The organism is Dyella marensis, assembly GCF_049532885.1.
Taxonomy (GTDB): Bacteria; Pseudomonadota; Gammaproteobacteria; order Xanthomonadales; family Rhodanobacteraceae; genus Dyella_D; species Dyella_D marensis.
On record NZ_CP064029.1, the window covers coordinates 290,056 to 313,330 of the forward strand.

The window sequence follows — 23,275 nt, forward strand, 5'->3', positions numbered from 1 at the left end:
AAGGCGGGGCGGGGCCTTACTTGCCGCCCTTGGCCACCGGCAACTGCGCCTGCTGCCAGGCCAGCACGCCGCCGCCCAGGGTGTAGACCTTGCCGAAACCGGCCTTGATCAGGCGCTGCGCGGCCTTGTCCGTGCTGCGGCCGTCCTTGTCCATCAGCACCACCGGCAGTTCCTTGGCCTTGGCCAGGTCCTTCTGCTCGGGGTCGAACTGGCTCATGGCCACGTGGCGGGCGCCGGGGACGTGGGCTTTCTCGAAGTCCGCATAGGCGGACAGGTCGATCAGCAGCGGGCTCTCGCGGTTGATCAGCAGGGTGAGCCCGGCCGGCGTCAGCTCCTTGTACTTGCGCAGCAGGCGCATGATTTCCAGCACGATGATCGCCACCAGCAGGATCACGAACAGCGCGGCGAGCGCCAGATGGTTGCCGATGAACTGGGGCAGTTTGTGCAGGAAATCGTTCATGCGAATGGGGTCCGCGCGGGCGGTGAGGGAGAGTCAGCCGACGATTATAGGGGGGAAAGCCCCTCTCCCGTCGGGAGAGGGGTTGGGGTGAGGGTTCGGGCGGAGCGAAGCGCCTCGCTTCGGCCGGACCCTCATCCGGCTGCCGCCACCTTCTCTCCCACGGGGACTACCTTCGGGTCGCCGGAGGAAGAAGGTTCAAGCTTGGGAATTGAGGGCAGGCTTATTGGGCTACCGTGATATCCGGCAACCCCGTCATCAGCCACCAATGGTTGGTTTCCGGGTCGTAATGCCAGATCTGCCGGTCGATCACCGTGCGCTCGGCCTGGGTGTTGTTGTTGACCATGCTGATGGCCACCACCTGGCGCACTTCGTTCTCGCCGCTGGGCGAGGGGCCGTTGCCGTCGTCGTAGCCGGTCACGCGGAACTGCTCGAAGCGCGACATCTGCAGCGGGGTCGGCGGGTGCTCGGCGCGCACCTTGGGGTCGACGAACTGCAGCGCATTGCCGAAATCGCCCCAGCGGACCACGCCGGCATAGGCATTGAGCGTATTGGTGAGGGACTGGTTGCGCTTGTCGGAGGCGCAGCCCGAAACCAGCAGGGTGAACAGCAGGACGGCAAGGACGAGCAGGCGGCGCATGGCGCATTCCCCCAAGAAAGACCCGCCCATTCTGCCGCAAGCGGCGGCTCGCCCGCTTCCTCAGTCCCGGCGTTTTGCGACGAAGCGCGCGCTCAGGGTGGCGGCGGGCTTGTCCGGCTGCTCGCCGGGCACCTGGCAGGCCACTTCGATGCGTGCGCGGCCGCGCGTGCGCAAGGTGTGGAAGAACGCGTCCCAGCTGGCGCCGTGGGCCAGGCGCGCCTCGCTGAGGAAGTCCTCCCACACCGGCGCCAGGTAATGCACGTTCGATTCGGCCACGAACACATCGCAGTCGAAGCCGCGGCGGCGCAGTTCCAGCTCCACCAGGCCCCAGCCGCTGAGCGTCATCAGGCTGACCAGGCTGCCGCCGAAGGCGCAGCCCTTGTCGTTGATGTTCGGCGGCAGCGGCGCGAGCACGGCCAGGTGCTCCTCGTCGTGGCTGTGCAGGCGCAGGTCCATGCTGTGCGCGAGGGGAATCGAGTCGCGGATGAAGGCGATCAGGTCCTGGGCGGACGAGGCGGTGATGCTCATACGAAAGATGCCGCGCGGGGAAACGGGGGATGGGGAGCCGCCAAGTCTAGCGTGGTCCCGGTGGCGCGGGATGGGCCGCAAGTCGCGTGGCGGCGCCGCAAGAACGCGCGCCACGCGCGGCCTCGGTACACTCCGGGTGTTTCCTCGTCAGGCAAGCCATGAGCCGAGCCAGCGCCCCTGTTCCCTGTTCGCTCGCCGGCCGCGCGGTGGTGATCACGCGGCCCGCCGGCACCGCTGCCGCGCTGGCGCGCCAGGTGCGCGCGCTCGGCGGCGAGCCGCTGTCACTGCCGGGCCTGTCGCTGCGCGGCGCCGAGGATGCGCGCGGTGCCACCGCGGCGCTGCGCGCGGCGCTGCGCGATGAAGTGCTGGTCTTCACCAGTCCCGCCGCGGTGCGCTTCGCCGCGCGGCTCGCGCCGCTGCGCACGCGTGCCACGGTGCTGGCGGTGGGCCAGGGCACGGCGCGCGCACTGCGCCGGCACGGCATCGCGGCGATCGCGCCACAGCGGCAGGACAGCGAAGGCCTGCTCGATCAGCCCGCGCTGCAGGATCTGCGCGGACGCCGCGTGGCCCTGATCGGCGCGCCCGGCGGCCGCGGCCTGCTGCGCGAACAATTCGCCGCGCGCGGCGCGCAACTGCGCGAACTGCATGTCTATCGCCGCGTGGCGCCGCGGCTGCTGCGCGGGCATGTCGACGCGGTGGCGGCGCTGCCGCGCTCGGCACGCGTATTGCTGTCGAGCGCCGAGGCGCTGGACAACCTGCGCGCCCTGTTGCCGCCCGCCGCCTGGAGCCGCCTGTGCGCCGCCACCGCCATCGCGAGCAGCGAACGGCTGGCCGCGGCGGCGCGGGCCGCGGGTTTCGCGCGCGTGCGCATCGCCGCGTCGGCCATGGCCGCGGATCTGCTGGCCGCCGCGGCGCGGCGCTAGTCCTCGGCGCGGAACGCACGCTTTTCACGCCCGTTTGATGCGAACCGGCGCACGCGGGCTGCTAGCATGGCGCGCATGAGCCAGGACAACGCCATGTCATCGAGCGGCGCGCCCGCGCCCGCCCCTTCCGCCGCGCCGCGCCGCGGCGGCACCGTCGCCCTTGCCACGCTGCTCGCGCTGGTCGCCCTCGGCGGCGCCGGCTACGTGGGCTGGCGCCAGTACGTGCAGGAAACCGGCGTACGCGGCGCCACGCAGACCGCCGCGGGACTGGAGACGCGCGTGGCCAACATGGAGCGCGCGCTCGAAGCGATGGAGAACGAGCGCGGCCTGCTGCGCCAGCGCCTGGGCGACGCCGACCAGGTCAACCGCTCGCTGCGCGAGGAGCTGCTCGGCCAGTCCGAGCGCACGCGCAATCTCGAAGACGCCGTCGCCAAGCTGTCGGACAAGACCTTGTCCGGCCACGACGGCATGCTGCTGGACGAAACCGAAACCCTGCTGCGCATGGGCAAGGAACGCTATGCGCTGTTCCACGACGCGCAGGGCGCCGCCGCGGCCTACGCGCTGGCCGACCAGACCCTCGCCGCGGTGAACGACGGCGCCTTCTCCGGCCTGCGCCAGAGCGTCGGCGCCGAACGCGAAGCGCTGGCCAGGAGCCAGCCGGCCGGCCAGGCCGCCGCGCTCGACGCGCTCATCGGGCTGCGCGCGGCTTCTGCCGCGTGGCCGCTCAAGCCGCTGGATCATGCCGAGGATGCCGCCGCCGCCGACACCGCATGGGCGCGCGTGCGCCGCTCGCTCGGCGACGTGATCCGCGTACAGCGCACCAACACCGCGCCGCTGGCCGTGGCCGATGCGCGCTTTGCGCGCGAACTGGTCGGGCTGGACCTGGCGCAGGCGCAGGCCGCGCTGCTGGCTTATGACGCCGAGGGCTACGCGGATGCGCTCAAGCGCGCCGACGCCAACCTCGCCGCGCAGTTCGACGTCAACGCAGCACCGGTGCAGCAGGCACGCGCGAAGCTGGCCGAGCTGCAGCACCAGCTGCCGGTGGTCGCGCCGGTGCAGCTGGGCGCCGCGCTCAACGAGCTGCGCAATCTGCGCGCGGTGCATGCGCTGCGTCCCGCCGCGGAAACGAAAGCGGAAGCGAAGCCCGAAGCCGGGGCCAGGCCATGAACCTGTGGCGCTGGATCCTGCTGCTGGTGGCCGTGGCCGCGGTCGCCGCGTTCGGCTGGCATTGGGTGGCCGCGGACCCTGGTTATGTGCTCGTGCAATTGCGCGGCTGGCAGGCGGAGATGTCGGTGGTCGCGGCCGTGGTCGCGCTGCTGGTCATCTGGGGCCTGCTCGGGCTGGCCTGGCGGCTGGCGCGCTGGCCGTTCGGCGCGCTGTCGCGCCGCCATCGCCGGATCAGCCGGCAGCGCCTGGGCGACGGCCTGGTCGCGCTGATGGAAGGCCGCCACGGCGACGCCGAGCGCGACCTCAACCGCGCCTCCCGCCTGGACAGCCTGCGCGGTCCCGCGCTGCTCGCCTCGGCGGAAGCGGCGTCGCGCCGCGGCGAACATGGCCGCGCGCTGGAGGCATTGGCCGAGGCCGGCCAGTCCTCGCCGCGCGCGGCGCGCGTGCTGCGCGCCCGCGTGCTGCGCCGCGACGGCAAGGCCGCCGAAGCGCTGGCGCTGCTGGCGCCTGAGGCCGACGCCGGCACGCTCAGCCCCGGCGGCTGGCGCGAGCTGGCCATCGCGGCGCTCGACACCGGCGATTTCCGCCGTGCCCGCGAGGCGCTGGAGCCGCTGCAGAAAAGCGGCGCGCTCGGCTCGAAGAATTACGCCGTGCTGGAAGGCCAGATCCTGTCCGCTTCGCTGCGCGCCGCGCCGGATGGCGCCGCGCTCAACCAGTTGTGGTCGCAGCTGCCGAAGTCGCAGCGCCGCGCGCCGGCCGCGATCGACGCCTATGCGCGCGCCGCGTCCGGCTTCGGCATGGCGCTGGCGGCGATGGACGAAGTGGAATCCGCGCTGCGCCGCGAATGGTCGCCGCTGCTGATCGAAACCTATGGCGTTCTGGGCGACGACAGCCTCGACGCGCGCCTGCGCCGCGCCGAAGGCTGGCTCGACACGCATCCGAACGATCCCTACCTGCTGCTCACCCTGGGCCGCATGTGCGTGCGGCTGAAGCTGTGGAGCAAGGCGCATGCGTACCTGGAGCGCTCGCTCGCGCTCAAGCCCACCGCCGAAGTGTGGGAGGCGCTGGGCGATGCCTATGCCGGCGAAGGCGACGACGCGCTGGCCAGGCAGTGCTACCGCAACGCGCTGGCGTTCCATCGCGGCGCCGCGGTGCTGCCGCTGCCGCAGGACAAGCTGCGCGGCCCGCGCCTGGATACGCGTCCGGTGGCGGTGGAAGAGCGCAGCGAACACGGCGTGCCGCGCCTGCCTCAATAAGGCGCCGCGGCGGCAAGGCAGGTTCAGCCCTTCGACACCGCCCAGGTAAGAAAGCCCGCGTTGACCGTGGTCAAGGTCAGCGCCAGCAGGAACAGCACGTCCGACACGCGCTCCAGCCGGTGATTGCGGCTGAGGCTGCGCGTGCGCAGCGCCCAATACGAAAGCAGGCAGGCGAGCAGGTAGAGGATGGTGTTGAGTGCCAGCAGGTCGTTGCCGATCAGGTCGATGCGGCGCATCGAGACGGCCACGCGCAGGATGCCGATAACGGTGATGCACACGCCGACCATCGCGGCCGAGGCGGTGAAGATGTGGACGCAGATATCGTGGTCCAGCGGTTTCGTCTTGGGCGACCAGTTCATGGCGGCAGCTTGCGGGTGAGGACATGCTGGAGACCGGCGCTCCGCCGCCTCGGTTCGCGGACAGGTTCTTGCGTTCAGCTGGGGAAGGGAATCGGGAATAGGGAATAGAGAATCGGTGAAAGCAGGTGACCACGAGACTTGTGGCGCCCCGCTCTTCCGATTCCCTATTCCCTATTCCCTATTCCCGACTCTCTGCCAAGCCCCACGGGCCGGCTACAATTGCCCGATGGATGTCTCGCATTTGATCGACAAGCTCAATGACGCGCAGCGCGAAGCCGTCTGTGCGCAACCCGGGCACTATCTGGTGCTGGCCGGCGCGGGTTCCGGCAAGACCCGCGTCCTCACTCATCGCATCGGCTGGCTGACCCAGGTATTGCAGGTGCCGCCGTGGGCGATCCTGGCGGTGACCTTCACCAACAAGGCCGCGGGCGAAATGCGCGGGCGTCTGGATGCGCTGATCGGCGCCGGCACGCAAGGCCTCACCGTCGGCACCTTCCACGGCATCGCGCACCGCCTGCTGCGCCGGCACTGGCGCGAGGCGGGGTTGCCGGAAGGTTTCCAGATCCTCGACGCCGACGACCAGCAGCGCATCGTCAAGCGCGTGGTCGCGGGGCTGGGCCTGGACGAGGCCAAGTTCCCGCCGCGCCAGGCCACCTGGCAGATCAACAGCTGGAAGGACGAAGGCAAGCGGCCTGGCGGCATCGAGCATCGCGACCATCCGGTCACGCGCACCTTCGTGCAGATCTACCAGGCCTACGAAGAAGCCTGCCAGCGCGCCGGCCTGGTCGACTTCGCCGAGCTGCTGCTGCGCGCGCACGAGCTGTGGCTGAAGAACCCCGCGGTGCTGGAGCATTACCAGCAGCGCTGGCGCTACCTGCTGATCGACGAATTCCAGGACACCAACACGCTGCAGTACGCGTGGATCCGCGTGCTCGCCGGCAGCGCGGGCCAAGTATTCGTGGTGGGCGACGACGACCAGGCCATCTACGGCTGGCGCGGCGCCAAGGTGGAGAACGTGCAGCAGTTCCTGCGCGATTTTCCCGGCGCCAAGACCATCAAGCTGGAACAGAACTACCGCTCCACCTCCACCATCCTCAAGGCCGCCAACGCGGTGATCGCGCGCAATGGCAGCCGTCTCGGCAAGCAGCTGTGGACCGACGGCGAGGACGGCGAGCGCATCGCCGTGTATGCCGCGTACAACGAGCAGGACGAGGCGCGCTATGTGGTCGAGCGCATCCGCGAATACATCGCCGAGCATGGCGATGCGCGCGACTGCGCCATCCTGTATCGGTCAAATGCGCAGTCGCGCAATTTCGAAGAACAGCTGATCCAGCGCGACATCCCGTACCGCGTCTACGGCGGCCTGCGCTTCTTCGAGCGCGCGGAAATCAAGGATGCGCTGGCTTATCTGCGCCTGTCCGCCAACCGCCACGACGACGCGGCCTTCGAGCGCGCGGTGAACACGCCGCCGCGCGGCATCGGCGACCGCACGCTCGACGCGCTGCGCAAGCGCGCGCGCGGCGAAGGCACCTCGCTGTGGGAAGCGGCCTTGAACGAGCTGGCCGGCGGCCGCGAACTGGCCGGCCGCGCGAAGAACGCGGTGAAGGCCTTCCTGCAGATGATCGACGAGATGGCGCGCACCTTTAGTGGGGCGGGGAGCGGGGAACGGGGAACAGGGAACAGCGCGGGCGATACGGGTATGGGTGATAGCGCCCAGGTTCCCCGTTCCCCGTTCCCCGTTCCCTCGCTCGCTCTCTCAGAGCAGATGGAACACGCCATCACCCATACCGGCCTGCGCGACTTCTACGAGAAGGACAGCCGCGGCAATGCCGAATCGCGGGTGGAGAACCTGGACGAGCTGGTCAACGTGGCCAGCCGTTTCGAGCCGACCGCGGAAGATATCGAGGCGGGCCTGAGCGAACTGTCGGCGTTCCTCTCGCATGCGGCGCTGGAAGCCGGCGAAGGGCAGGGCGAATCCTGGGACGACTGCGTGCAGCTGATGACCCTGCATTCGGCCAAGGGCCTGGAGTTTCCGGTGGTGTTCCTGGTCGGCATGGAAGAGGGCCTGTTCCCCAGCCAGCGCTCGGTCGAGGACGAAGGGCGCCTGGAAGAAGAGCGCCGCCTGGCCTATGTCGGCATCACCCGTGCGCGCGAGCGGCTGGTGATCACCTATGCCGAATCGCGCCGCATGCACGGCGTGGAAATGCTGGCGCGCCCGTCGCGCTTCCTGGCCGAGGTACCGCCGGACCTGGTCGACGAAGTGCGCCCGCGCGTGCAGGTGACGCGGCCGCTGTATGCCGGCCGTTTCGCCGAATCGGCTTCGTCGTCGCTGCAGGAGGATCTGCCGGTGAAGCTCGGACAGCGCGTGAGCCATCCGAGCTTCGGCGAAGGCGTGGTGGTGAGCGCCGAGGGCAGCGGCGCGCATACGCGGCTGCAGATCAATTTCGAAGGGGCGGGGAGCAAGTGGCTGGTGGCGGCGTACGCCAACCTGACCCCTTTGTAGAAGCGCCGGCGTAGGTTGGGGTGAGCGCAGCGAACCCCAACGTGGCGTTTGCGTGGCGGTGACGTTGGGGTTCGCTGCGCTCACCCCAACCTACGCCTGGCGTTTTTGCTTCAGCCCTTGCGCACGAAGCCGCCGATGGCGAGCAACGCACCGACTACGATGCCGGCGATGCCCATCCACGTCGGCACCGCCTTGTCATGCGTCGCGGTGATCTTCGCCGAGCCCAGCTGCACCAGCGTGTCGGTCTGCTGGTAAAAGGCCTGTCCGGCCAGCACCCAGATGCCGGCGGCGACCAGGATCAGTCCAAGAACGATCAGTACAGCGCGCATGCGGGAACTCCTTTCGACACGGTGCGCCGATCATAGGCGGCCCACCGTGAACGCAAAAGACGCCCCGCTCATGCCAGCCGGGCGAACAGCAGACCGTGCGGCGGCAGGCGCAGTTCGCCGCCTTCCAGCGTGCCCTCGGCCAGCCCATGGCCGCCGATGCGCTCGCCGGCCGCCGGCAGCGCTATCGTCACGGGCGACGGACTGAGATTGAAGGCCGCCAGCACCGTCTGCCCCGCGTGCGTGCGGGTAAAGGCCAGCACCGGCTCGGGCGCGTCGAGGAAACGGATATCGCCCCAGCGCAGTTCCGCCTGCGCATGCCGCCACTGCATGAAGCCGCGGAAGCCGTGCAGGGCGGAGGCGGGATCGAGCTCCTGCCGCGACACCGCCAAGGCGCGGTGGGCGGCCGGCACCGGCAGCCACGGCGCGCCGCTGCTGAAACCCGCGTTCGCCGTTTCGTCCCAGGGCATCGGCGTGCGGCAGCCGTCGCGGCCCTTGAAGGTAGGCCAGAAGGTGATGCCGTAGGGGTCCTGCAAGGCTTCGTACGGAACCTCGGCTTCGGTCAGCGCCAGTTCCTCGCCCTGGTACACGCACACCGAGCCGCGCAGCGAACACACCATCGCGGTGAGCAGGTTGGCCAGGCGCACCGACGCATCGCCGTTACCCCAGCGACTGAGCACGCGCTCCACGTCGTGATTGGAGATGGCCCAGCACGGCCAGCCTTCCGTCATCTGCGTTTCGAGCTGCTCCACCGTGCCGCGGATATGCGCTGCGCTGAAATCGTCGGTGAGCAGTTCGAAGCTGTAGCCCATGTGCAGGCGATGGCCGCTGGTGTATTCGGCCATGGTGGCGAGCGAGTCTTCCGAGGAGATCTCGCCCAGCGCCGCAGCACCGGGATAGCGATCGAGCAAGCCGCGCAGCTCTTCGAGAAACGCGAGGTTCTCCGGCTGCGTGTTGTTGTAGTAGTGATACTGGAAAGCGTAGGGGTTGTCCGGACTGAAGCCGCGGCCCACGCGCATCGCCTGCGGCTTGGGCGGGTTGTCGCGCAGCTGGCGGTCGTGGAAGCAGAAGTTGATCGCGTCCAGGCGCAGCCCGTCCACGCCCTTGTCCAGCCAGAACCGCACGTTGTCCAGCACCGCGCGCTGCACGTCCGGGTGATGGAAGTTGAGATCCGGCTGCGAGGTCAGGAAGTTGTGCAGGTAGTACTGCCCGCGCCGCGGCTCCCACTGCCAGGCCACGCCGCCGAACAGCGACATCCAGTTGTTGGGAGGACTGCCGTCGTCCTTCGCGTCGGCCCACACGTACCAGTCCGCCTTGGCGTTGTCGCGGCTGGCGCGGCTTTCCTTGAACCATTCGTGCTGGTCCGAGGTGTGGCTGAGCACCTGGTCGATCATCACTTTCAGGCCCAGCGCATGCGCTTTCGCCAGCAGGCGGTCGAAGTCCTCGATGCTGCCGAACAGCGGATCCACCGCGCGGTAGTCGGCGATGTCGTAGCCGAAGTCGGCCATCGGGGAACGGAAGAACGGCGCGATCCAGATCGCGTCTACGCCTAAGCCCGCGATGTAGTCCAGGCGGTCGACGATGCCGGGCAGGTCGCCCACGCCGTCGCCGTCGGTATCCAGGAAGCTGCGCGGGTAGATCTGGTAGATGACGGCTCCGCGCCACCAGGGTGTTTCACTCATGTCCCGTAATCCCGAGGCTTTTCGCGCACGCGGCGGCAAGGCGGCGTGCAGGTTGCGGGGCAGCTTAAAGGCAGGCCACGGCGGCAACGGGTTTCATGCATACGTATTCAGGAAACGAGGATTTTGCAGCGCAGCACCATGCGTGCGGCATCTGCGCGGCCTGTGCACGGACGTGGCTTGGATCGTGGCAAGTAGCGCCAGGCGCGGCATCGGTCGCAGGGGAAGCAGCGCCGGATGCAGGTGATCCGCAACGGCCGCGCCATCGGGTTTTTGTCATGAGTGCACAAAAAAACCCCCGCATGAATACGTATGCATAACTGCATCCCCTCCGGAAAGCCGGTCCTACCATGGCCGCCACGTGAAAACGCGATTCACAAGACAAGCCGGCCGCAGCACCCGCGCGAGCCTGCATTCGTAGTGACGATTCAAGCCCTGGGGAGGGGACAAGGTGATCCTGAAACGCAACGTATTGGCCATGGCGCTGGCGTCGGCCGGCTTGTGCTTCACCGTCGGCATCCAGGCGGCTCCGGCCGGCACCGATAACGGTGCGCCCGCCGCCACGCAGCCCGCCGCATCCGCCCAGGACGCGCCGCAGTCGAGCGCCGCGCAGACGTCCGAGCCGCAGGACGGCCGGAAGAAGAGCAACGAAGAGCAGCTCGCCAAGAGCCTCGCTGGCATCACCGTGACCGGCTACAGCAACAGCGTGCAGAAGTCGATCGACTACCAGCGCTACGCCGACACCATCCAGAACGTGATCACCTCGGCCGACATCGGCGGCCTGCCCGACCAGTCGATCGCCGACGCGCTGACCCGCCTGCCGGGCGTCTCGGCCGAGCGTATCGCCGGCCAGGCCTCGCAGGTGAATATCCGCGGCCTGTCGGGCAACTTCATCCAGACCACGCTCAATGGCCGCGAGCAGCCGTCCACCAGCGGCAGCAACTACATCCAGTTCGACCAGTACCCGTCCGAACTGATCAATATGGCCACGGTGTACAAGTCCTCGCAGGCTTCGCTGGTCACCGGCGGCGTGGGCGGCACCATCGGCCTGCAGACGGCCAATCCCCTGGAAGCGCCGAAAGAACAGAACCTCAACGTCGACGCGCGCGGCAGCTACAACAGCCAGGCCAGCGACGTGGCCGGCGCCAATGCCAAGGGTTATCGCCTGAGCGCGGCCTACCAGGGCAAGTTCCTCGACAACACCTTGGGTATCGGCCTGGGCGTGGCGCAGATGTATCAGCCGCACGTGTCCGAGCAGTTCGTGGGCGAGGAGAGCGACGGCAACCAGGTGACCCTGGCCGATGGCCGCAAGGCGTACCTGACGCGCGGCTTCCAGATGCAGCAGAACGGCGGCAACGAGCGCCGCACCGGCGAAATGGCCACCGTGGTGTGGAAACCCACCAGTGAGCTGCAGATTTCCGGCGACGCGTTCTATTCGAAGTTCAACAACACCTCGTTCGGCTACGGCTACCGCACGCAGGCGATCTACGGCAACAACACCCAGATCAACAACGCGGTGCTCGGGCCCCTGGGCACGATGACCGGTGGCACGGTCAGCGGCGACGGCACCACGCAGTTCTCCAACGAGACCACCGCGGACAACTACACGACCAAGACCAGCGTGTTCTCCAGCGGCATCAACCTGAAGTGGAACCACAACAACTGGCATATCGACTCGGACATCTCGCTGTCGCGCGCCTCCAGCAACCAGATCAACGTGGACACCACGGCCGACCCGTATAGCGGCCTGGGCACCGCCGGCCAGCAGCTGATGGCGCAGTCGGCCACTTACCAGCTGCGCGGGCGCGACATCGGCACGGTGTCGTACGCCAATCCGAACCAGTACACCGACCTGAGCAAGATGGGCCTATCGCGCTACGGCGTGTATCCCTACATCTATCACGACAAGATGAAGGCGTTCCGCACCAGCGTGAAGTACGACCTGCCCAATAGTGCATGGTTCTCGGCGCTGGAAGCCGGCGTATACATGAACAACCATACCTACAACGCCGACCGCGAGGTTTATGTCTACGGTTCGGAGTGGGGCACGGACTTCCGCAACAACGGTTCCGCCGGCTACGGCCAGCAGGCGCTGACCATACCCGCCGGCGCTGCCAAGGTGCGCTGCTGGAAGGGCGACTTCGCCGGCCTGCCGTGCTTCCTGCAGCTCAATGGCCCGGCCATTCTCGCCGCGCACGGCATCACGGCAAATCCGGTCAAGGACATCCACAACAACAGCTGGTCGATGATCCAGAGCGGCCAAGTCGACGAGAAGACCCGCGACCTGTTCTTCATGGCCGATATCGACGCGCAGGTAGGCGGCCACGAACTGACCGGCAACGTCGGCGTGCGCTACTCGCACCAGTCGCAGTACAGCCACGGCCTGCAGCAGGTGGGCAACGGCGCGGGTGTGCCGATCACCGACGGCAACGGCTACACCAGCAGCGACTACGCGCCGCTCACAGTAGGCAAGACCTATTCGGACTGGCTGCCGTCGATGAACCTGATCTACCACCTGACCGACGACGACCAGCTGCGCTTCTCCGCCGCCAAGGTGCTGGCGCGTCCGCCGATCAATACGATGCTCGCCGGCTCCGGTTCGTGGGTGTCCGCCGGCCAGTACAATGTGTGGGGCGGCACCAGTCCGCTGCTCGATCCGCTGCGCGCCACGCAGTACGACCTTGGCTACGAGCATTACTTCGACGACTCCAGCGGCGTGATCAGCGCCGGCGTGTTCTACAAGGACATCAAGTCGTTCATCCAGCAGGTGACCTACCACAACTTCGACTTCGCCTCCGTGGGCATCCCGGTGCCGATCGATCCGACCACCAGCAAGCCCTATCTCAACGGCGACTACCAGACCGCCTACAACGCCAAGGGCGGCAAGGTGCGCGGCCTGGAGCTGGCCTTCTCCAAGACCGGCTTCCTGCCCGGCATGTGGAAGGGGCTGGGCGTGCAGGGCAACTTCGCGCTGACCTCCAGCACGGTGAGCAACCCGACCACGCTGGGCGGCCCCACCTCGTACATCGGTCTGCCGGGTCTGTCCAAGCGTGTGGCGAGCCTTGCGGTGTTCTACGACAACGGTCCGTTCTCGGCGCGCCTCTCCGGCAATTACCGCTCGAAGTTCGCTTCCGACACGCAGATCGCGGTGACCAACCAGATGGTGACGTTCGCGGCCGAGACGGTGTACGACTTCCAGGCCTCGTACGACGTGAATAAGCAGTGGCGCGTGGTCTACCAGATGCTCAACATCAGCAACCAGCCTACGCGCACGTACTTCGGTGCCGATCCGTCGCAGACGGGCACCATCCAGTACTTCGGGCGCACCAGCTATCTGGGCGTGGAGTTCAAGCTGTAAGCAACGATAAGGAGAGTGTGGCGTCCATTGCGCACACTCTCCGAGTGATTCCCTTCTCCTGCTGGGAGAAGGTGCCGGCAGGCGGATGAGGGTGCGGCGAAGCCTCAACGTTGCGCGCTGGCCGAACCCTCACCCGCCTGCCGGCACCCTCTCCCGACGGGAGAGGGATTCCCTAGCCAGGGCGTAGAGGCTCGGCCTGGCGTACTGATTGGAGCAAGTCATGCCGCTGTTTCGCGCATTAAGCCGTTTGACCGCCGCTTTCGTTCTGGCTCTTGGCGTCGCTCACGCCGCCGACTCCACCCCGCCCGCCGCCGCCCCCTCCGCCCCGAAAAGCCAAGGTTCCGGCGTCTGGTACGAGATCTTCGTGCGCGCCTGGTACGACACCAACGGCGACGGCATCGGCGATCTCAACGGCGTCACCGCCAAGCTCGACTATCTGCAGTCGCTGGGCGTCAGCGGCATCTGGCTGATGCCGATCAACCCCTCGCCCAGCTATCACGGCTACGACGTCACCGACTACGAAGGCATCAACCCGCAGTACGGCAGCATGGCCGACTTCGAGCGGCTGGTGAGCGAGGCGCACAAGCGCGGCATCGAGGTGATCCTGGACCTGGTGATCAACCACACCAGCGACCAGCACCCGTGGTTCAAGTCCGCGCTGGATCCGAACAGCGAATACCGCCGCTGGTATACCTGGGCCGGCAAGGGCACCGACCTGAAAGCGATCAGCGCGGTGCTGAGCCCCGCCTGGCATGCCAACGGCAAGCAGTACTACCTGGGCGACTTCACCGGCGCCATGCCCGACCTCAACTACGACGAGCCGGCGGTGCGCCGCGAGATGATCGCGATCGGCAAGTTCTGGCTGGACAAGGGCGCGGACGGTTTCCGCCTGGATGCCGCGCGGCATATCTACGACGACCTCAAGAGCGACAACGGCAAGCCGGAACCGATCCGCAAGAACGCGCAGTGGTGGAGCGAATTCCGCCAGGGACTGCGGCAGACGCATCCGGGCGTGTACCTGGTCGGCGAAGTATCGGCGACGGTGCCCGGCGAACTGGCGCCGTATCTGCCGGCGCTGGGTTCGGTCTTCGATTTCCCGCTGGCCGCGCAGATGATCGCCAGTGCGGGACAGGAACGGGCCGGCAAGCTGCCCGCGCTGCTGACCGACACCTACGCCGCGTTCCATGCGGCGGCCGGCGACGACTACGCCGATGCGCCATTCCTCTCCAATCACGACCAGGTGCGCGTGCTGAGCCAGCTCGACGGCAACCAGCAGCACATGCGCACGGCGGCGGCGCTGCTGCTGACGCTGCCTGGCCGGCCGTACATCTACTACGGCGAAGAGCTGGGCATGCTCGGCCGCAAGCCGGACGAGAACCTGCGCGAGCCGATGCGCTGGCAGCGCACGCCGGGGGCGCCGGGGGACAGCCGCTGGAAGGCCTATAGCGCGAAGCAGGGTGGCGACGTGTCGGTGCAGGCCGAGCAGGATCAGCCCGATTCGCTGCTCAATCTGTATCGCACGCTGATCCATTGGCGCGTGGAAGTGCCGGCGCTGCGCGACGGCGCCCTGCGAGTGGTCGCCACCGGCAACCCGGTGCTGGTGGCTTATGAGCGCGCCACCGCGGACAGCCGCGCGCTGGTGGTGCACAACCTGTCGGGCAAAGCCGTGAGCTTCAAGCTCGATGCGGACAGCGCGAAGGCGTTCTCCGCGATCCGCCTGCATACGGCGCCGGGCGCGACGCTGGCGAACGGCCAACTTTCGCTGCCGGCCTATGCGACGGTGGTGTTGCAGTGAGCCTGCGCCGGCGTGCCGTGGTTTTCGCTTGGCTCGGAGCGTTCGCGATGACGGTGGCGGCGGAACCCACGGACGCGGCAGGACAGCCGCCGGCGCCGGCTTCGCTGCAGCTGGCGCAGGGCTCCGTGACCGTGCATTACCTCGCGCCCGATATCGCCAGGATTGCCTTCCTGCCGAACGATGGCGCCAAGCCCATGCCCACGCTGGTGATCGATCCAGCACTCGACGACAAGGCGCCGGCCGGCAGCGATGCCAGCCAGGCCGCGCACTGGGTGCTGCGCGATGGCGCCCTGGTGGCGCTGCGCGATGGCCATGAGCTGCTCAGCGTCGATCTCGCCGCGCTGGGCCGCGGCGAAGTGCGGGCGCGCCATGCCGCGGCCGATCCGTTGTACGGCATCCGCGGCTATGGCGCGTTCGAGCGCGCGGACGGCGGCCTGCAGCGTGCCGGCAAGCAGGTGGCCAAGGCGGGCGAGCAAGGCTTTGCCGGCGCCCCGTTCGTGTGGAGCACGGCCGGCTACGGCCTGCTGGCGGATGCGGAAGGTGCAAACTTCGCGCTGGACGGGAGCGAGCTTCGCGTACGTGGCCGCAAACAGCAGCCGATCCGCACGGTCTACGTGTTCCTCGGCCAACCTAAGGCCTTGTTCGCTGCGCTGGCGCGGGTGAGCGGGCGTTCGCCGCTGTTTCCGAAGTGGGCGATGGGCTTTACCAACAGCCAGTGGGGCATCGACCAGCAGGAGCTGCTGCAGCTGGTGGATACGTATCGCGCCAGGCACATCCCGCTCGACAACTTCACCCTGGACTTCGACTGGAAGGCCTGGGGCGCGGATCAGTACGGCGAGTTCCGCTGGAATCCCGACAAGTTTCCCGGCGGCGCCGACGGCAGCCTGAAGGCGGCGCTCGAGGCGAAGGGCATGCACCTGACCGGCATCATGAAGCCGCGCCTGCATGTGGATACGGCCGAAGGCCGCTATGCCACCGAGCACGGCCTGTGGTCGGCGAAGAGCAAGCCGGCGCCGGATTATTTCTCGCACAAGACCGTGCGCGACCTGGATTTCGACCAGCCCGCGGCGCGCACCTGGTTCTTCAACGACACCTTGAAGCACGCCTTCGATACCGGCATGGCCGGCTGGTGGAACGACGAGGCGGACACGCTGGACAGCGACACGCAGTTCCTCAACATGCAGCGCGCGCTGTACGACGGCCAGCGCGCCTACAGCCGGCAGCGCGTGTGGTCGATCAACCGCAACTTCTATCTCGGCGCGCAGCGCTACGCCTATGGGCTGTGGTCCGGCGACATCGCCACCGGCTTCGCCAGCATGAAGGCGCAGCGCCAGCGCATGCTCAGCGCGATCAATGCGGGCGCCATGCAATGGGGCATGGACGGCGGCGGTTTCCAGAAAAGCGGCAAGCAGGCCGATCCGGTAACGGGCGGGCTGACGCCGGAGAACTACGCGCGCTGGATCCAGTTCGGCGCGTTCACGCCGATCTTCCGCGTGCATGGCGAGCTGGGCATCAAGCGCCAGCCCTGGGTCTACGGGCCGGTGGCGGAGCGGGCCGCGGCCGCGGCGATCCGCCTGCGCTATGCGCTGCTGCCCTATATCTACAGCTACGAATATCAGCGCCGCGCCACCGGCGTCGGCCTGGTGCGGCCGCTGCTGTTCGGCTGGCCGGACGATGCGAACGTGCGTGAGGACGTGGACGCGTGGATGTTCGGCGACTATCTGCTGGCCTCGCCGGTGGTGGAGCAGGGCCAGGCATCGAAGGACATCTATCTGCCGGCCGGGCGCTGGTTCGACTACGCCAGCGGCAAGGCCTGTGACGGCGGGCAGAAGGTGCGCTACGCGCTCGATGCGAAGACCTGGTCGGACCTGCCGCTGTTCGTGCGCGAGGGCGCCATCGTGCCGATGCAGGCGCCGCAGGATTACGTGGGGCAGCAGCCGCTGCGCGAAGTGGAGCTGGAGGTGTTTCCGTCCGCGCAGCGCACCAGCTTTCCCTACTACGACGATGACGGCGCCACCTATGCCTACGAGCAGGGCGAATACTTCCTGCAGACGCTGGCGGTGCAGCGTGCGGATCGAGGCGTGAGCTTCGAAACCGCCGCGCCGGAAGGAAGCTTCAAGCCCGCGCTGGGCTGGTACCTGGTGAAGGTGCATGGCATCGCCGCCGCCGCGGTGAGCGAAGACGGCCAGCCTTTGCGCGACCTGGGCAGCGAAGCCGCGCTGCGCAAGCACGACGGCGCGGGCTGGGCCCAAGGCAGCGACCGCTTCGGTCCGGTGACCTGGGTGCGCGTGCCGGCGGGGCAAGTCGCGCATATCGCGTTGCGATGAATGCGGCGCAGGTTGGGGTGAGCCGCAGGCGAACCCCAACGCAACGCCACGTTGGGGTTCGCCTGGGGCTCACCCCAACCTACGTCGTGCGGCGCGCGCTGGAGTTCAAGTGAAAGGGGGTTGTTCCATCCACCGATGAGAGGGGCAACATGATGCGTTCGATCGTAGCGATGCACCGTTCCGCACGCGGCCTTGCGCTGTCCGCCCTGGCCAGCGCCATCCTCGCGCTGCCCATGGCGGCGCAGGCGGCCAGCAACGACAACAATGTCGAATGGGCCGGCCTGTTCCACGACCAGGGTCCGCTGTTTATCGACCACCCCGAGCCGACGGCCGCGCAGACCGTCACGCTCAGCTTTCGCACCTACAAGGGCGACATCACCAGCGCCAACATCAAGTACTACGACAGCGCGGACGGCGCCTTCCACTGGGTGGCGATGCACTGGGCATCGAACGATGCCACCGGCACCTTCGACTACTGGCAGGGCACCGTGCCGGCCAGCTCGTCCGAGAAGTACTACCGCTTCCAGCTCAACGACGGCAGTTCCACCGCCTGGTACAACGCGGCCGGCACCAGCAGCAGCGAGCCATCCTCCGGCGACTTCTATCTGATCCCGGGCTTCAAGACGCCGGACTGGATGAAGAACGGCGTGATCTACCAGATCTTCCCGGACCGCTTCTACAACGGCGACACCAGCAACGACGTGCAGACCGGCCAGTACACCTACGGCGGGCAGTCCACGCAGAAAGTGGCCTGGGGCGGCAGCGTGTTCGCCACCGGCAGCGGCTCCAACAACCTGGTGTTCTTCGGCGGCGACCTGGCCGGCGTGGACCAGAAGCTGGGCTATATCAAGCAGACGCTGGGCGCGAACATCGTCTACCTCAACCCGGTGTTCACCTCGCCCACCAATCACAAGTACGACACCGAGGACTACTACCACGTCGATCCGGCCTTCGGCAGCAACACCACCTTGCAGACACTGATCGCCGACGTGCACTCCAGCAGCAACGGCCCGAAGGGCTATGTGATGCTCGACGGCGTGTTCAACCACACCGGCGATACCAGCCAGTGGTTCGACCGCTACAACTGGTGGAGCACGCAGGGCGCGTACGAGTCGACGTCGAGCCAGTGGTACGGCTATTACACGTTCCAGCAATGGCCGAACACGTATTCCAGCTTCTATGGCTACTCGACCATGCCCAAGCTGGATTACGCCGCCAGCGGGTCGGCGGTGCGCAACCAGATCTATGGCAGCTCGACCTCGGTGGTGAAGACCTGGCTCGCTTCGCCCTACGGCATCGACGGCTGGCGCCTGGATGCGCCGCAGTACATCGACGCCGGCGGCAACAACGGCAGCGACGCCACCAACCACCAGATCATGGCTGAGCTGCGCACGGCGGTGAAATCGGTGAATGCGAACGCCGAGATCCTGGGCGAGTTCTGGGGCAATGCCAACCCGTGGACCGGCAACGGCAAGGAATGGGACAGCGCACTCAACTACGACGGCTTCACGCAGCCGGTATCGGAGTGGATCACCGGCCAGGATTACAGCGGCAATGCCGCCAGCATTCCGTCGAGCCAGTTCGACAGCTGGCTGCACGGCACGCGCGCCAATTATCCCGGCAACGTGCAGCAGACCATGGCCAACTTCCTCAGCAGCCACGATATCCAGCGCTTCGGCCAGCGCGCCGGCGGCGATATCTGGAAAACCTATCTGGCGCTGATCTTCCAGATGACCTACGTGGGCACGCCGACGATCTACTATGGCGACGAGTACGGCATGCAGGGCGGCAACGATCCGGACAACCGCCGCACCTTCGATTGGACGCAAGGCACCACGACCAATGCGGCGGTGGCGCTGACGCAGAAGCTGATCGCCATCCGCAACCAGTACGCGGCGCTGCGCACGGGGTCGTTCATGAGCCTGCTTACGGACGACGGCAACAAGCTTTATGCCTACGGCCGCTTCGATGCCAGCCATCGCATCGCGGTGGCGCTTAACAATGACAGCAGCGCCCATTCGGTCACCGTTCCGGTTTGGCAGCTCAGCATGGCGAACGGCAGCGCCGTCACCGACCTGCTGAGCGGCAACACGTACACGGTGAGCGGCGGCAACGTAGTGGTGTCCGTCAATGGACACTACGGCGCGATCCTCGCGCAATGACCAGAGGCAGATGACGATGCAGAGCAAGCGCAAGGTGTTCGCGTGCTGACGGTGGCACTCCTGGCCGGCATGCTCGCCGCCGGCCCGGGAGCGGCGGACAGCTGGCGCGACAAGCTGGACTGGCAGGACAAGGAGGCGGTCGTCACGACCGCCTCCGACGGCAGCTACATGCTGCACGGCCCGTTCGGCCAGCGCCGCATCGGCGCACAGAAGCTGGTTTCGCACACTGCCAGTCCGCTGTTCGACGGCCTGTTCGCGATGGCGCAGGACGATCTGCGGCTGGATTCGGTGCAGGCGATCCGCGACGACGCCTTCGACCACGGCCAGGCGATTCCCTGCGCTTGCTTCGAGACCGGCGAGAAGTGGCATTACGTGTGGACGCGCGATCTCTCGTACGCGGTGGATCTGTCGCTGTGGCGGCTGGATCCGCAGCGCGCGAAAGCTTCGTTGCGTTTCAAGCTTTCCGACGTGCGCGCGCCAGGCGTGCCGAACGGGCTGTATGCGATGCAGGACACCGGTTCCGGCGGCAGCTGGCCGATCAGCACGGACCGCGTGGTGTGGTTCCTCGGCGCGCGGCATCTGCTGGACGATGCGGCCTTCGCCGACGAAACCTGGCGCGCGCTGCTGGATACGCTGGCGCAGGACCGGCGCTATGCGTTCGATGAATCGTTCGGGCTGTATCGCGGCGAGACGTCCTTTCTCGACTGGCGCGAGCAGACCTATCCGGAGTGGACGAAGAATAACGTGGCCTTTATCGGCCAGTCGTTCTCGCTGTCCACCAATGTGCTGCATTACGAAGCGCTGCGCCTGGCGGCGAAGCTCGCGCCGCGGCGCGGCGAATCGGCCGCCGCGTACGAAACCCAGGCGGACGCCTTGAAGCAGGCGATCAATGCGCACTTCTGGCGTGCCGATCGCCACATGTACATGAGCTACATCGGCGGCGCGGATCATCCGGTGCCGTACGAAGCCTACGATCTGCTGGGTCTTTCGCTGGCGATCACCAGCGGCGTGGCGGACCCCGTGCGTGCGCGCGAGGCCCTGGCCGCCTATCCAACCTGGGAATCCGGCAGCCCGGTGATCTGGCCGGAGCGCAAGGACCAGCCGATCTATCACAACCGCGCGATCTGGCCCTTCGTCAGCGAGTACGCGCTGCGTGCGGCGCGCCTGGTGAACGATCCGGCGCGCATCGAGCACGAACTGCGCTCGCTGATGCGCGGTGCGGCGCTGGCCGGATCGAACATGGAAAACTTCGAGCTGGCCACGCAGTCGGTGCACGTCGACGAAGGCCCGCTCAGCGGGCCGGTGGTCGATTCGCCGCGGCAGCTGTGGTCGGTGGGCGCGTATCTGGACATGGTGATCCAGGGCGTGTTCGGCCTGGGCGAGGACGGCAAGGTCACGCCGAAGCTGCCGGTGGCGCTGGTGCCGCTGTTGTTCGGCGACGGGCAGCGCATCAGCCTGGATCTCGGCGGCCGGCGCATCGTGCTGGTGCGGCCCGCGGCGCTGGACGGCAACCTGCTGGTGGCTGGCGGCGAAAAGCGCGAGGGCAACAGCATCGAGGTGGCGCTCAAGGCGATACGCGTGGATGCGCCAGCCTTGCGGCGGAATGCGCCGCTGTATGCGCCTGCCACGCCCGCCGCGCCCAAGGTCACGGCCGATGGCAAGCAATGGCGTATCCAGGCGGATGGCGACCTGGTGCTGTACGTCAACGGCGAGCGGCGCGGCGCCGTGCGCGACGTCACGCTGGAGCGCGCGGCTGCGCAGCAGTGCCTCAGCCTGACGCGGGTGGACGGGCACGGCATCGAATCGCTGCACAGCCCCACCGTCTGCAAGGGCGCGGAAGCACGCATCGGCGGCACCTGGCCGCGCACGTGGACGGCGCCTGCGAGCGGCCGCTTCCAGCTGTCGCTCGACTACGCCAACGACCATGGCCCGATCAACACCGGCATCACCGCCGCCGTGCAGGTCGCCACCGTCAGTTGCGAAGGTGCCCAGGCCCAGCCGGTGGTGCTGGTGCTGCCGCACAGCGCAGGCAGGCAGCGTTCCACCAGCGGCGGTTTCGAGGCCAGGCAGGGCCAGCATTGCAGCGTGGAGCTGGCGCCGGGCTTCAACATGTCGTACCTGAGTCACTTCGCTCACTACACCGGCGGGCAGGGCGGCGATGGCGGACCGCTGAACCGGGCCGAGGTCGGCGATATGCTGATCGCTCCTCTGGCGCCCGGAAGCACTGCCCCATGACGAGCAGCCCCACGACGAGCAGCCCCACGACGAGCAGAACGAATGCAAAACCCGCGTTGTCGTTCTGGCAGATCTGGAACATGTGCTTCGGCTTTCTCGGCATCCAGTTCGGTTTCGCGCTGCAGAACGCCAACGTCAGCCGCATCTTCCAGACGCTGGGCGCGGACGTGGGCGACATCCCCATGCTGTGGGTGGCGGCACCGCTGTCGGGGCTGATCGTGCAGCCGATCGTCGGCTATCTGTCCGACCGCACCTGGACCCCGCTGGGCCGGCGCCGCCCGTATTTCCTGGTCGGCGCCGTGCTGGCCACGCTGGGCCTGCTGTGGATGCCCAATGCGCCGGCGCTGTGGGTGGCGGCGGGGCTGCTGTGGATCCTGGATGCGTCGATCAATGTCTCGATGGAGCCGTTCCGCGCCTTCGTCGGCGACCAGCTGCCGCCGCGCCAGCGTCCGCTGGGCTATGCGATGCAGAGCTTCTTTATCGGGCTGGGCGCGGTGGTGGCCTCGGCGCTGCCGTGGATGCTGGAGCGCCTGGGCGTGAGCAATGCGCCGGGTGCCAGCGGCATTCCGGACACGGTGCGCTATGCGTTCTATGCCGGCGGCGCGGTGCTGCTCGGTTCCGTGCTGTGGACGGTGTGCTCCACGCGCGAATACCCGCCGGAGCAGCTGAGCGCATTCGGGCACGAGCCGGCCGAGGAGACCGCGGTGGATCGCCGCTCCGCCTCGCGCTGGGGCTTGCGCTGGCTGGCGGCGGGCCTGGCGCTGACCCTGGTGGTGGCGAGCCTGCACCTGGAGAAGGAGCTGTTCCTGCTGACCGGCGGCATGAGCCTGTTCGGCGTCGCCCTGCTGTGGCTGGGCCGTACCGCCAGCCGCGGGCCGGCGGCGCAGGTGCTGGGCGACCTGTTCGGCATGCCCGAGGCAATGCGCCGGCTGGCCTGGGTGCAGCTGTTCTCGTGGTTCGCGCTGTTCGCGATGTGGATCTACACCACGGCGGGCGTCACCCAGGTGCACTACGGCAGCAGCGATCCGCATTCGGCGGCCTATAACGAAGGCGCCAACTGGGTGGGCGTGCTGTTCGCCGCCTACAATGGTTTTGCCGCGATCGCGGCGATCGTGATTCCGTGGATGGTGCGGCGCTGGGGCATCCGCATCAGCCACCTGGTGAACGTGTGGCTGGGCGGCGCGGGATTTTTGTCCTTCCTGCTGATCCACGATCCGCGCTGGCTGCTGCTGTCGATGGTGGGCGTGGGCTTTGCGTGGGCCTCGATCCTGTCGCTGCCGTACGCGCTGCTGTCGGACAACCTGCCGGCGCACAAGATGGGCCTGTACATGGGCATCTTCAATTTCTTCGTGGTGATCCCGCAGCTGCTCGCGGCCAGCGTGCTGGGCTTGCTGCTGCGCGCGTTCTTCCACGGCCAGCCGATCTATGCGCTGGTGCTGGGCGGGGTCAGTCTGTTCGTGTCGGGGTTGTGCGTGCTGCGGGTGCGCGAGCCGAGTGCGGCGTGATGGCGTAGGTTGGGGTGAGCCGCAGGCGAACCCCAACAGTGCGATGAGCTGGCAG

Annotated in this window: 16 protein-coding genes; 10 read left to right on the plus strand and 6 right to left on the minus strand. The window is 67.7% G+C overall.

Going from position 1 to position 23,275, the window contains the following annotated elements:
* Positions 1-16 precede the first annotated feature (16 nt).
* The 3 genes from ISN75_RS01210 to ISN75_RS01220 all read right to left on the minus strand — a co-directional run bounded on the left by ISN75_RS01210 (position 17) and on the right by ISN75_RS01220 (position 1,625).
* A complete protein-coding gene (locus ISN75_RS01210; RefSeq protein ID WP_167255196.1) occupies positions 17-460 on the minus strand; it encodes a rhodanese-like domain-containing protein in 444 nt (147 codons plus the stop codon).
* A 220-nt stretch (positions 461-680) separates the two neighbouring features.
* Entirely contained in the window at positions 681-1,097 is a 417-nt protein-coding gene (locus ISN75_RS01215; RefSeq protein ID WP_168649135.1) for a hypothetical protein, read from the minus strand.
* A gap of 60 nt (positions 1,098-1,157) precedes the next feature.
* Positions 1,158-1,625, minus strand: a complete 468-nt coding sequence (locus ISN75_RS01220; RefSeq protein ID WP_168649136.1) for a YiiD C-terminal domain-containing protein — start codon at positions 1,623-1,625, stop codon at positions 1,158-1,160.
* Positions 1,626-1,783: 158 nt separating this feature from the next.
* Here ISN75_RS01220 and ISN75_RS01225 point away from each other — a divergent pair, with 158 nt between their 5' ends.
* From ISN75_RS01225 to ISN75_RS01235, 3 genes are all read left to right on the plus strand, one after another.
* Entirely contained in the window at positions 1,784-2,548 is a 765-nt protein-coding gene (locus ISN75_RS01225; protein WP_168649137.1) for a uroporphyrinogen-III synthase, read from the plus strand.
* 75 nt (positions 2,549-2,623) lie between these two features.
* Complete coding sequence (locus ISN75_RS01230; RefSeq protein ID WP_246866808.1) at positions 2,624-3,715, plus strand: uroporphyrinogen-III C-methyltransferase; 1,092 nt, start codon at positions 2,624-2,626, stop codon at positions 3,713-3,715.
* On the plus strand, positions 3,712-4,971 hold the full coding sequence (locus ISN75_RS01235; protein WP_168649139.1) for a heme biosynthesis HemY N-terminal domain-containing protein: 1,260 nt from the start codon (positions 3,712-3,714) through the stop codon (positions 4,969-4,971). Before ISN75_RS01230 ends, ISN75_RS01235 begins: the two co-directional genes overlap by 4 nt.
* 23 nt (positions 4,972-4,994) lie before the next feature.
* Here ISN75_RS01235 and ISN75_RS01240 read toward each other — a convergent pair whose 3' ends face one another.
* Positions 4,995-5,330 carry a hypothetical protein gene (locus ISN75_RS01240; RefSeq protein WP_026634959.1) on the minus strand — a complete coding sequence of 112 codons (336 nt, stop codon included), beginning with the start codon at positions 5,328-5,330 and terminating at the stop codon, positions 4,995-4,997.
* A gap of 226 nt (positions 5,331-5,556) precedes the next feature.
* Between ISN75_RS01240 and ISN75_RS01245 the strand changes: the two genes are divergently transcribed.
* On the plus strand, positions 5,557-7,833 hold the full coding sequence (locus tag ISN75_RS01245; RefSeq protein WP_168649140.1) for a 3'-5' exonuclease: 2,277 nt from the start codon (positions 5,557-5,559) through the stop codon (positions 7,831-7,833).
* 110 nt (positions 7,834-7,943) lie between these two features.
* On the opposite strand, the gene ISN75_RS01250 is transcribed toward ISN75_RS01245, so the two are convergent.
* Both ISN75_RS01250 and ISN75_RS01255 read right to left on the minus strand, forming a co-directional pair.
* Positions 7,944-8,162, minus strand: a complete 219-nt coding sequence (locus ISN75_RS01250; RefSeq protein WP_167255210.1) for a hypothetical protein — start codon at positions 8,160-8,162, stop codon at positions 7,944-7,946.
* A 68-nt stretch (positions 8,163-8,230) separates the two neighbouring features.
* Positions 8,231-9,841 (minus strand): alpha-glucosidase family protein, encoded by a 1,611-nt coding sequence (locus ISN75_RS01255; protein ID WP_167255212.1) that lies wholly within the window; start codon positions 9,839-9,841, stop codon positions 8,231-8,233.
* Between the two features lie 448 nt (positions 9,842-10,289).
* Here ISN75_RS01255 and ISN75_RS01260 point away from each other — a divergent pair, with 448 nt between their 5' ends.
* From ISN75_RS01260 to ISN75_RS01285, 6 genes are all read left to right on the plus strand, one after another.
* On the plus strand, positions 10,290-13,196 hold the full coding sequence (locus ISN75_RS01260; protein WP_343819180.1) for a TonB-dependent receptor: 2,907 nt from the start codon (positions 10,290-10,292) through the stop codon (positions 13,194-13,196).
* Positions 13,197-13,416: 220 nt separating this feature from the next.
* The gene (locus ISN75_RS01265) at positions 13,417-14,991 is read left to right on the plus strand and encodes an alpha-amylase family glycosyl hydrolase (protein ID WP_343819179.1); all 1,575 of its coding nucleotides are present in this window, start codon (positions 13,417-13,419) and stop codon (positions 14,989-14,991) included.
* A gap of 47 nt (positions 14,992-15,038) precedes the next feature.
* On the plus strand, positions 15,039-17,318 hold the full coding sequence (locus tag ISN75_RS01270; RefSeq protein ID WP_343819178.1) for a TIM-barrel domain-containing protein: 2,280 nt from the start codon (positions 15,039-15,041) through the stop codon (positions 17,316-17,318).
* A gap of 149 nt (positions 17,319-17,467) precedes the next feature.
* Positions 17,468-19,480, plus strand: a complete 2,013-nt coding sequence (locus ISN75_RS01275) for a glycoside hydrolase family 13 protein (RefSeq protein ID WP_343819177.1) — start codon at positions 17,468-17,470, stop codon at positions 19,478-19,480.
* Positions 19,481-19,522: 42 nt separating this feature from the next.
* A complete protein-coding gene (locus ISN75_RS01280) occupies positions 19,523-21,715 on the plus strand; it encodes a Six-hairpin glycosidase-like protein (protein WP_343819176.1) in 2,193 nt (730 codons plus the stop codon).
* Positions 21,712-23,220, plus strand: a complete 1,509-nt coding sequence (locus tag ISN75_RS01285; RefSeq protein WP_343819175.1) for an MFS transporter — start codon at positions 21,712-21,714, stop codon at positions 23,218-23,220. Before ISN75_RS01280 ends, ISN75_RS01285 begins: the two co-directional genes overlap by 4 nt.
* Positions 23,221-23,275: the final 55 nt, after the last annotated feature.

Coding starts and splice junctions, on each gene's coding strand:
- ISN75_RS01285 (WP_343819175.1), top strand. CDS start 21,712: ATGACGAGCAGCCCCACGACGAGCAGCCCCACGACGAGCAGAACGAAT.
- ISN75_RS01235 (WP_168649139.1), top strand. CDS start 3,712: ATGAACCTGTGGCGCTGGATCCTGCTGCTGGTGGCCGTGGCCGCGGTC.
- ISN75_RS01225 (WP_168649137.1), top strand. CDS start 1,784: ATGAGCCGAGCCAGCGCCCCTGTTCCCTGTTCGCTCGCCGGCCGCGCG.
- ISN75_RS01250 (WP_167255210.1), bottom strand. CDS start 8,162: ATGCGCGCTGTACTGATCGTTCTTGGACTGATCCTGGTCGCCGCCGGC.
- ISN75_RS01265 (WP_343819179.1), top strand. CDS start 13,417: ATGCCGCTGTTTCGCGCATTAAGCCGTTTGACCGCCGCTTTCGTTCTG.
- ISN75_RS01255 (WP_167255212.1), bottom strand. CDS start 9,841: ATGAGTGAAACACCCTGGTGGCGCGGAGCCGTCATCTACCAGATCTAC.
- ISN75_RS01245 (WP_168649140.1), top strand. CDS start 5,557: ATGGATGTCTCGCATTTGATCGACAAGCTCAATGACGCGCAGCGCGAA.
- ISN75_RS01230 (WP_246866808.1), top strand. CDS start 2,624: ATGAGCCAGGACAACGCCATGTCATCGAGCGGCGCGCCCGCGCCCGCC.
- ISN75_RS01240 (WP_026634959.1), bottom strand. CDS start 5,330: ATGAACTGGTCGCCCAAGACGAAACCGCTGGACCACGATATCTGCGTC.
- ISN75_RS01210 (WP_167255196.1), bottom strand. CDS start 460: ATGAACGATTTCCTGCACAAACTGCCCCAGTTCATCGGCAACCATCTG.
- ISN75_RS01215 (WP_168649135.1), bottom strand. CDS start 1,097: ATGCGCCGCCTGCTCGTCCTTGCCGTCCTGCTGTTCACCCTGCTGGTT.
- ISN75_RS01275 (WP_343819177.1), top strand. CDS start 17,468: ATGATGCGTTCGATCGTAGCGATGCACCGTTCCGCACGCGGCCTTGCG.
- ISN75_RS01270 (WP_343819178.1), top strand. CDS start 15,039: ATGACGGTGGCGGCGGAACCCACGGACGCGGCAGGACAGCCGCCGGCG.
- ISN75_RS01220 (WP_168649136.1), bottom strand. CDS start 1,625: ATGAGCATCACCGCCTCGTCCGCCCAGGACCTGATCGCCTTCATCCGC.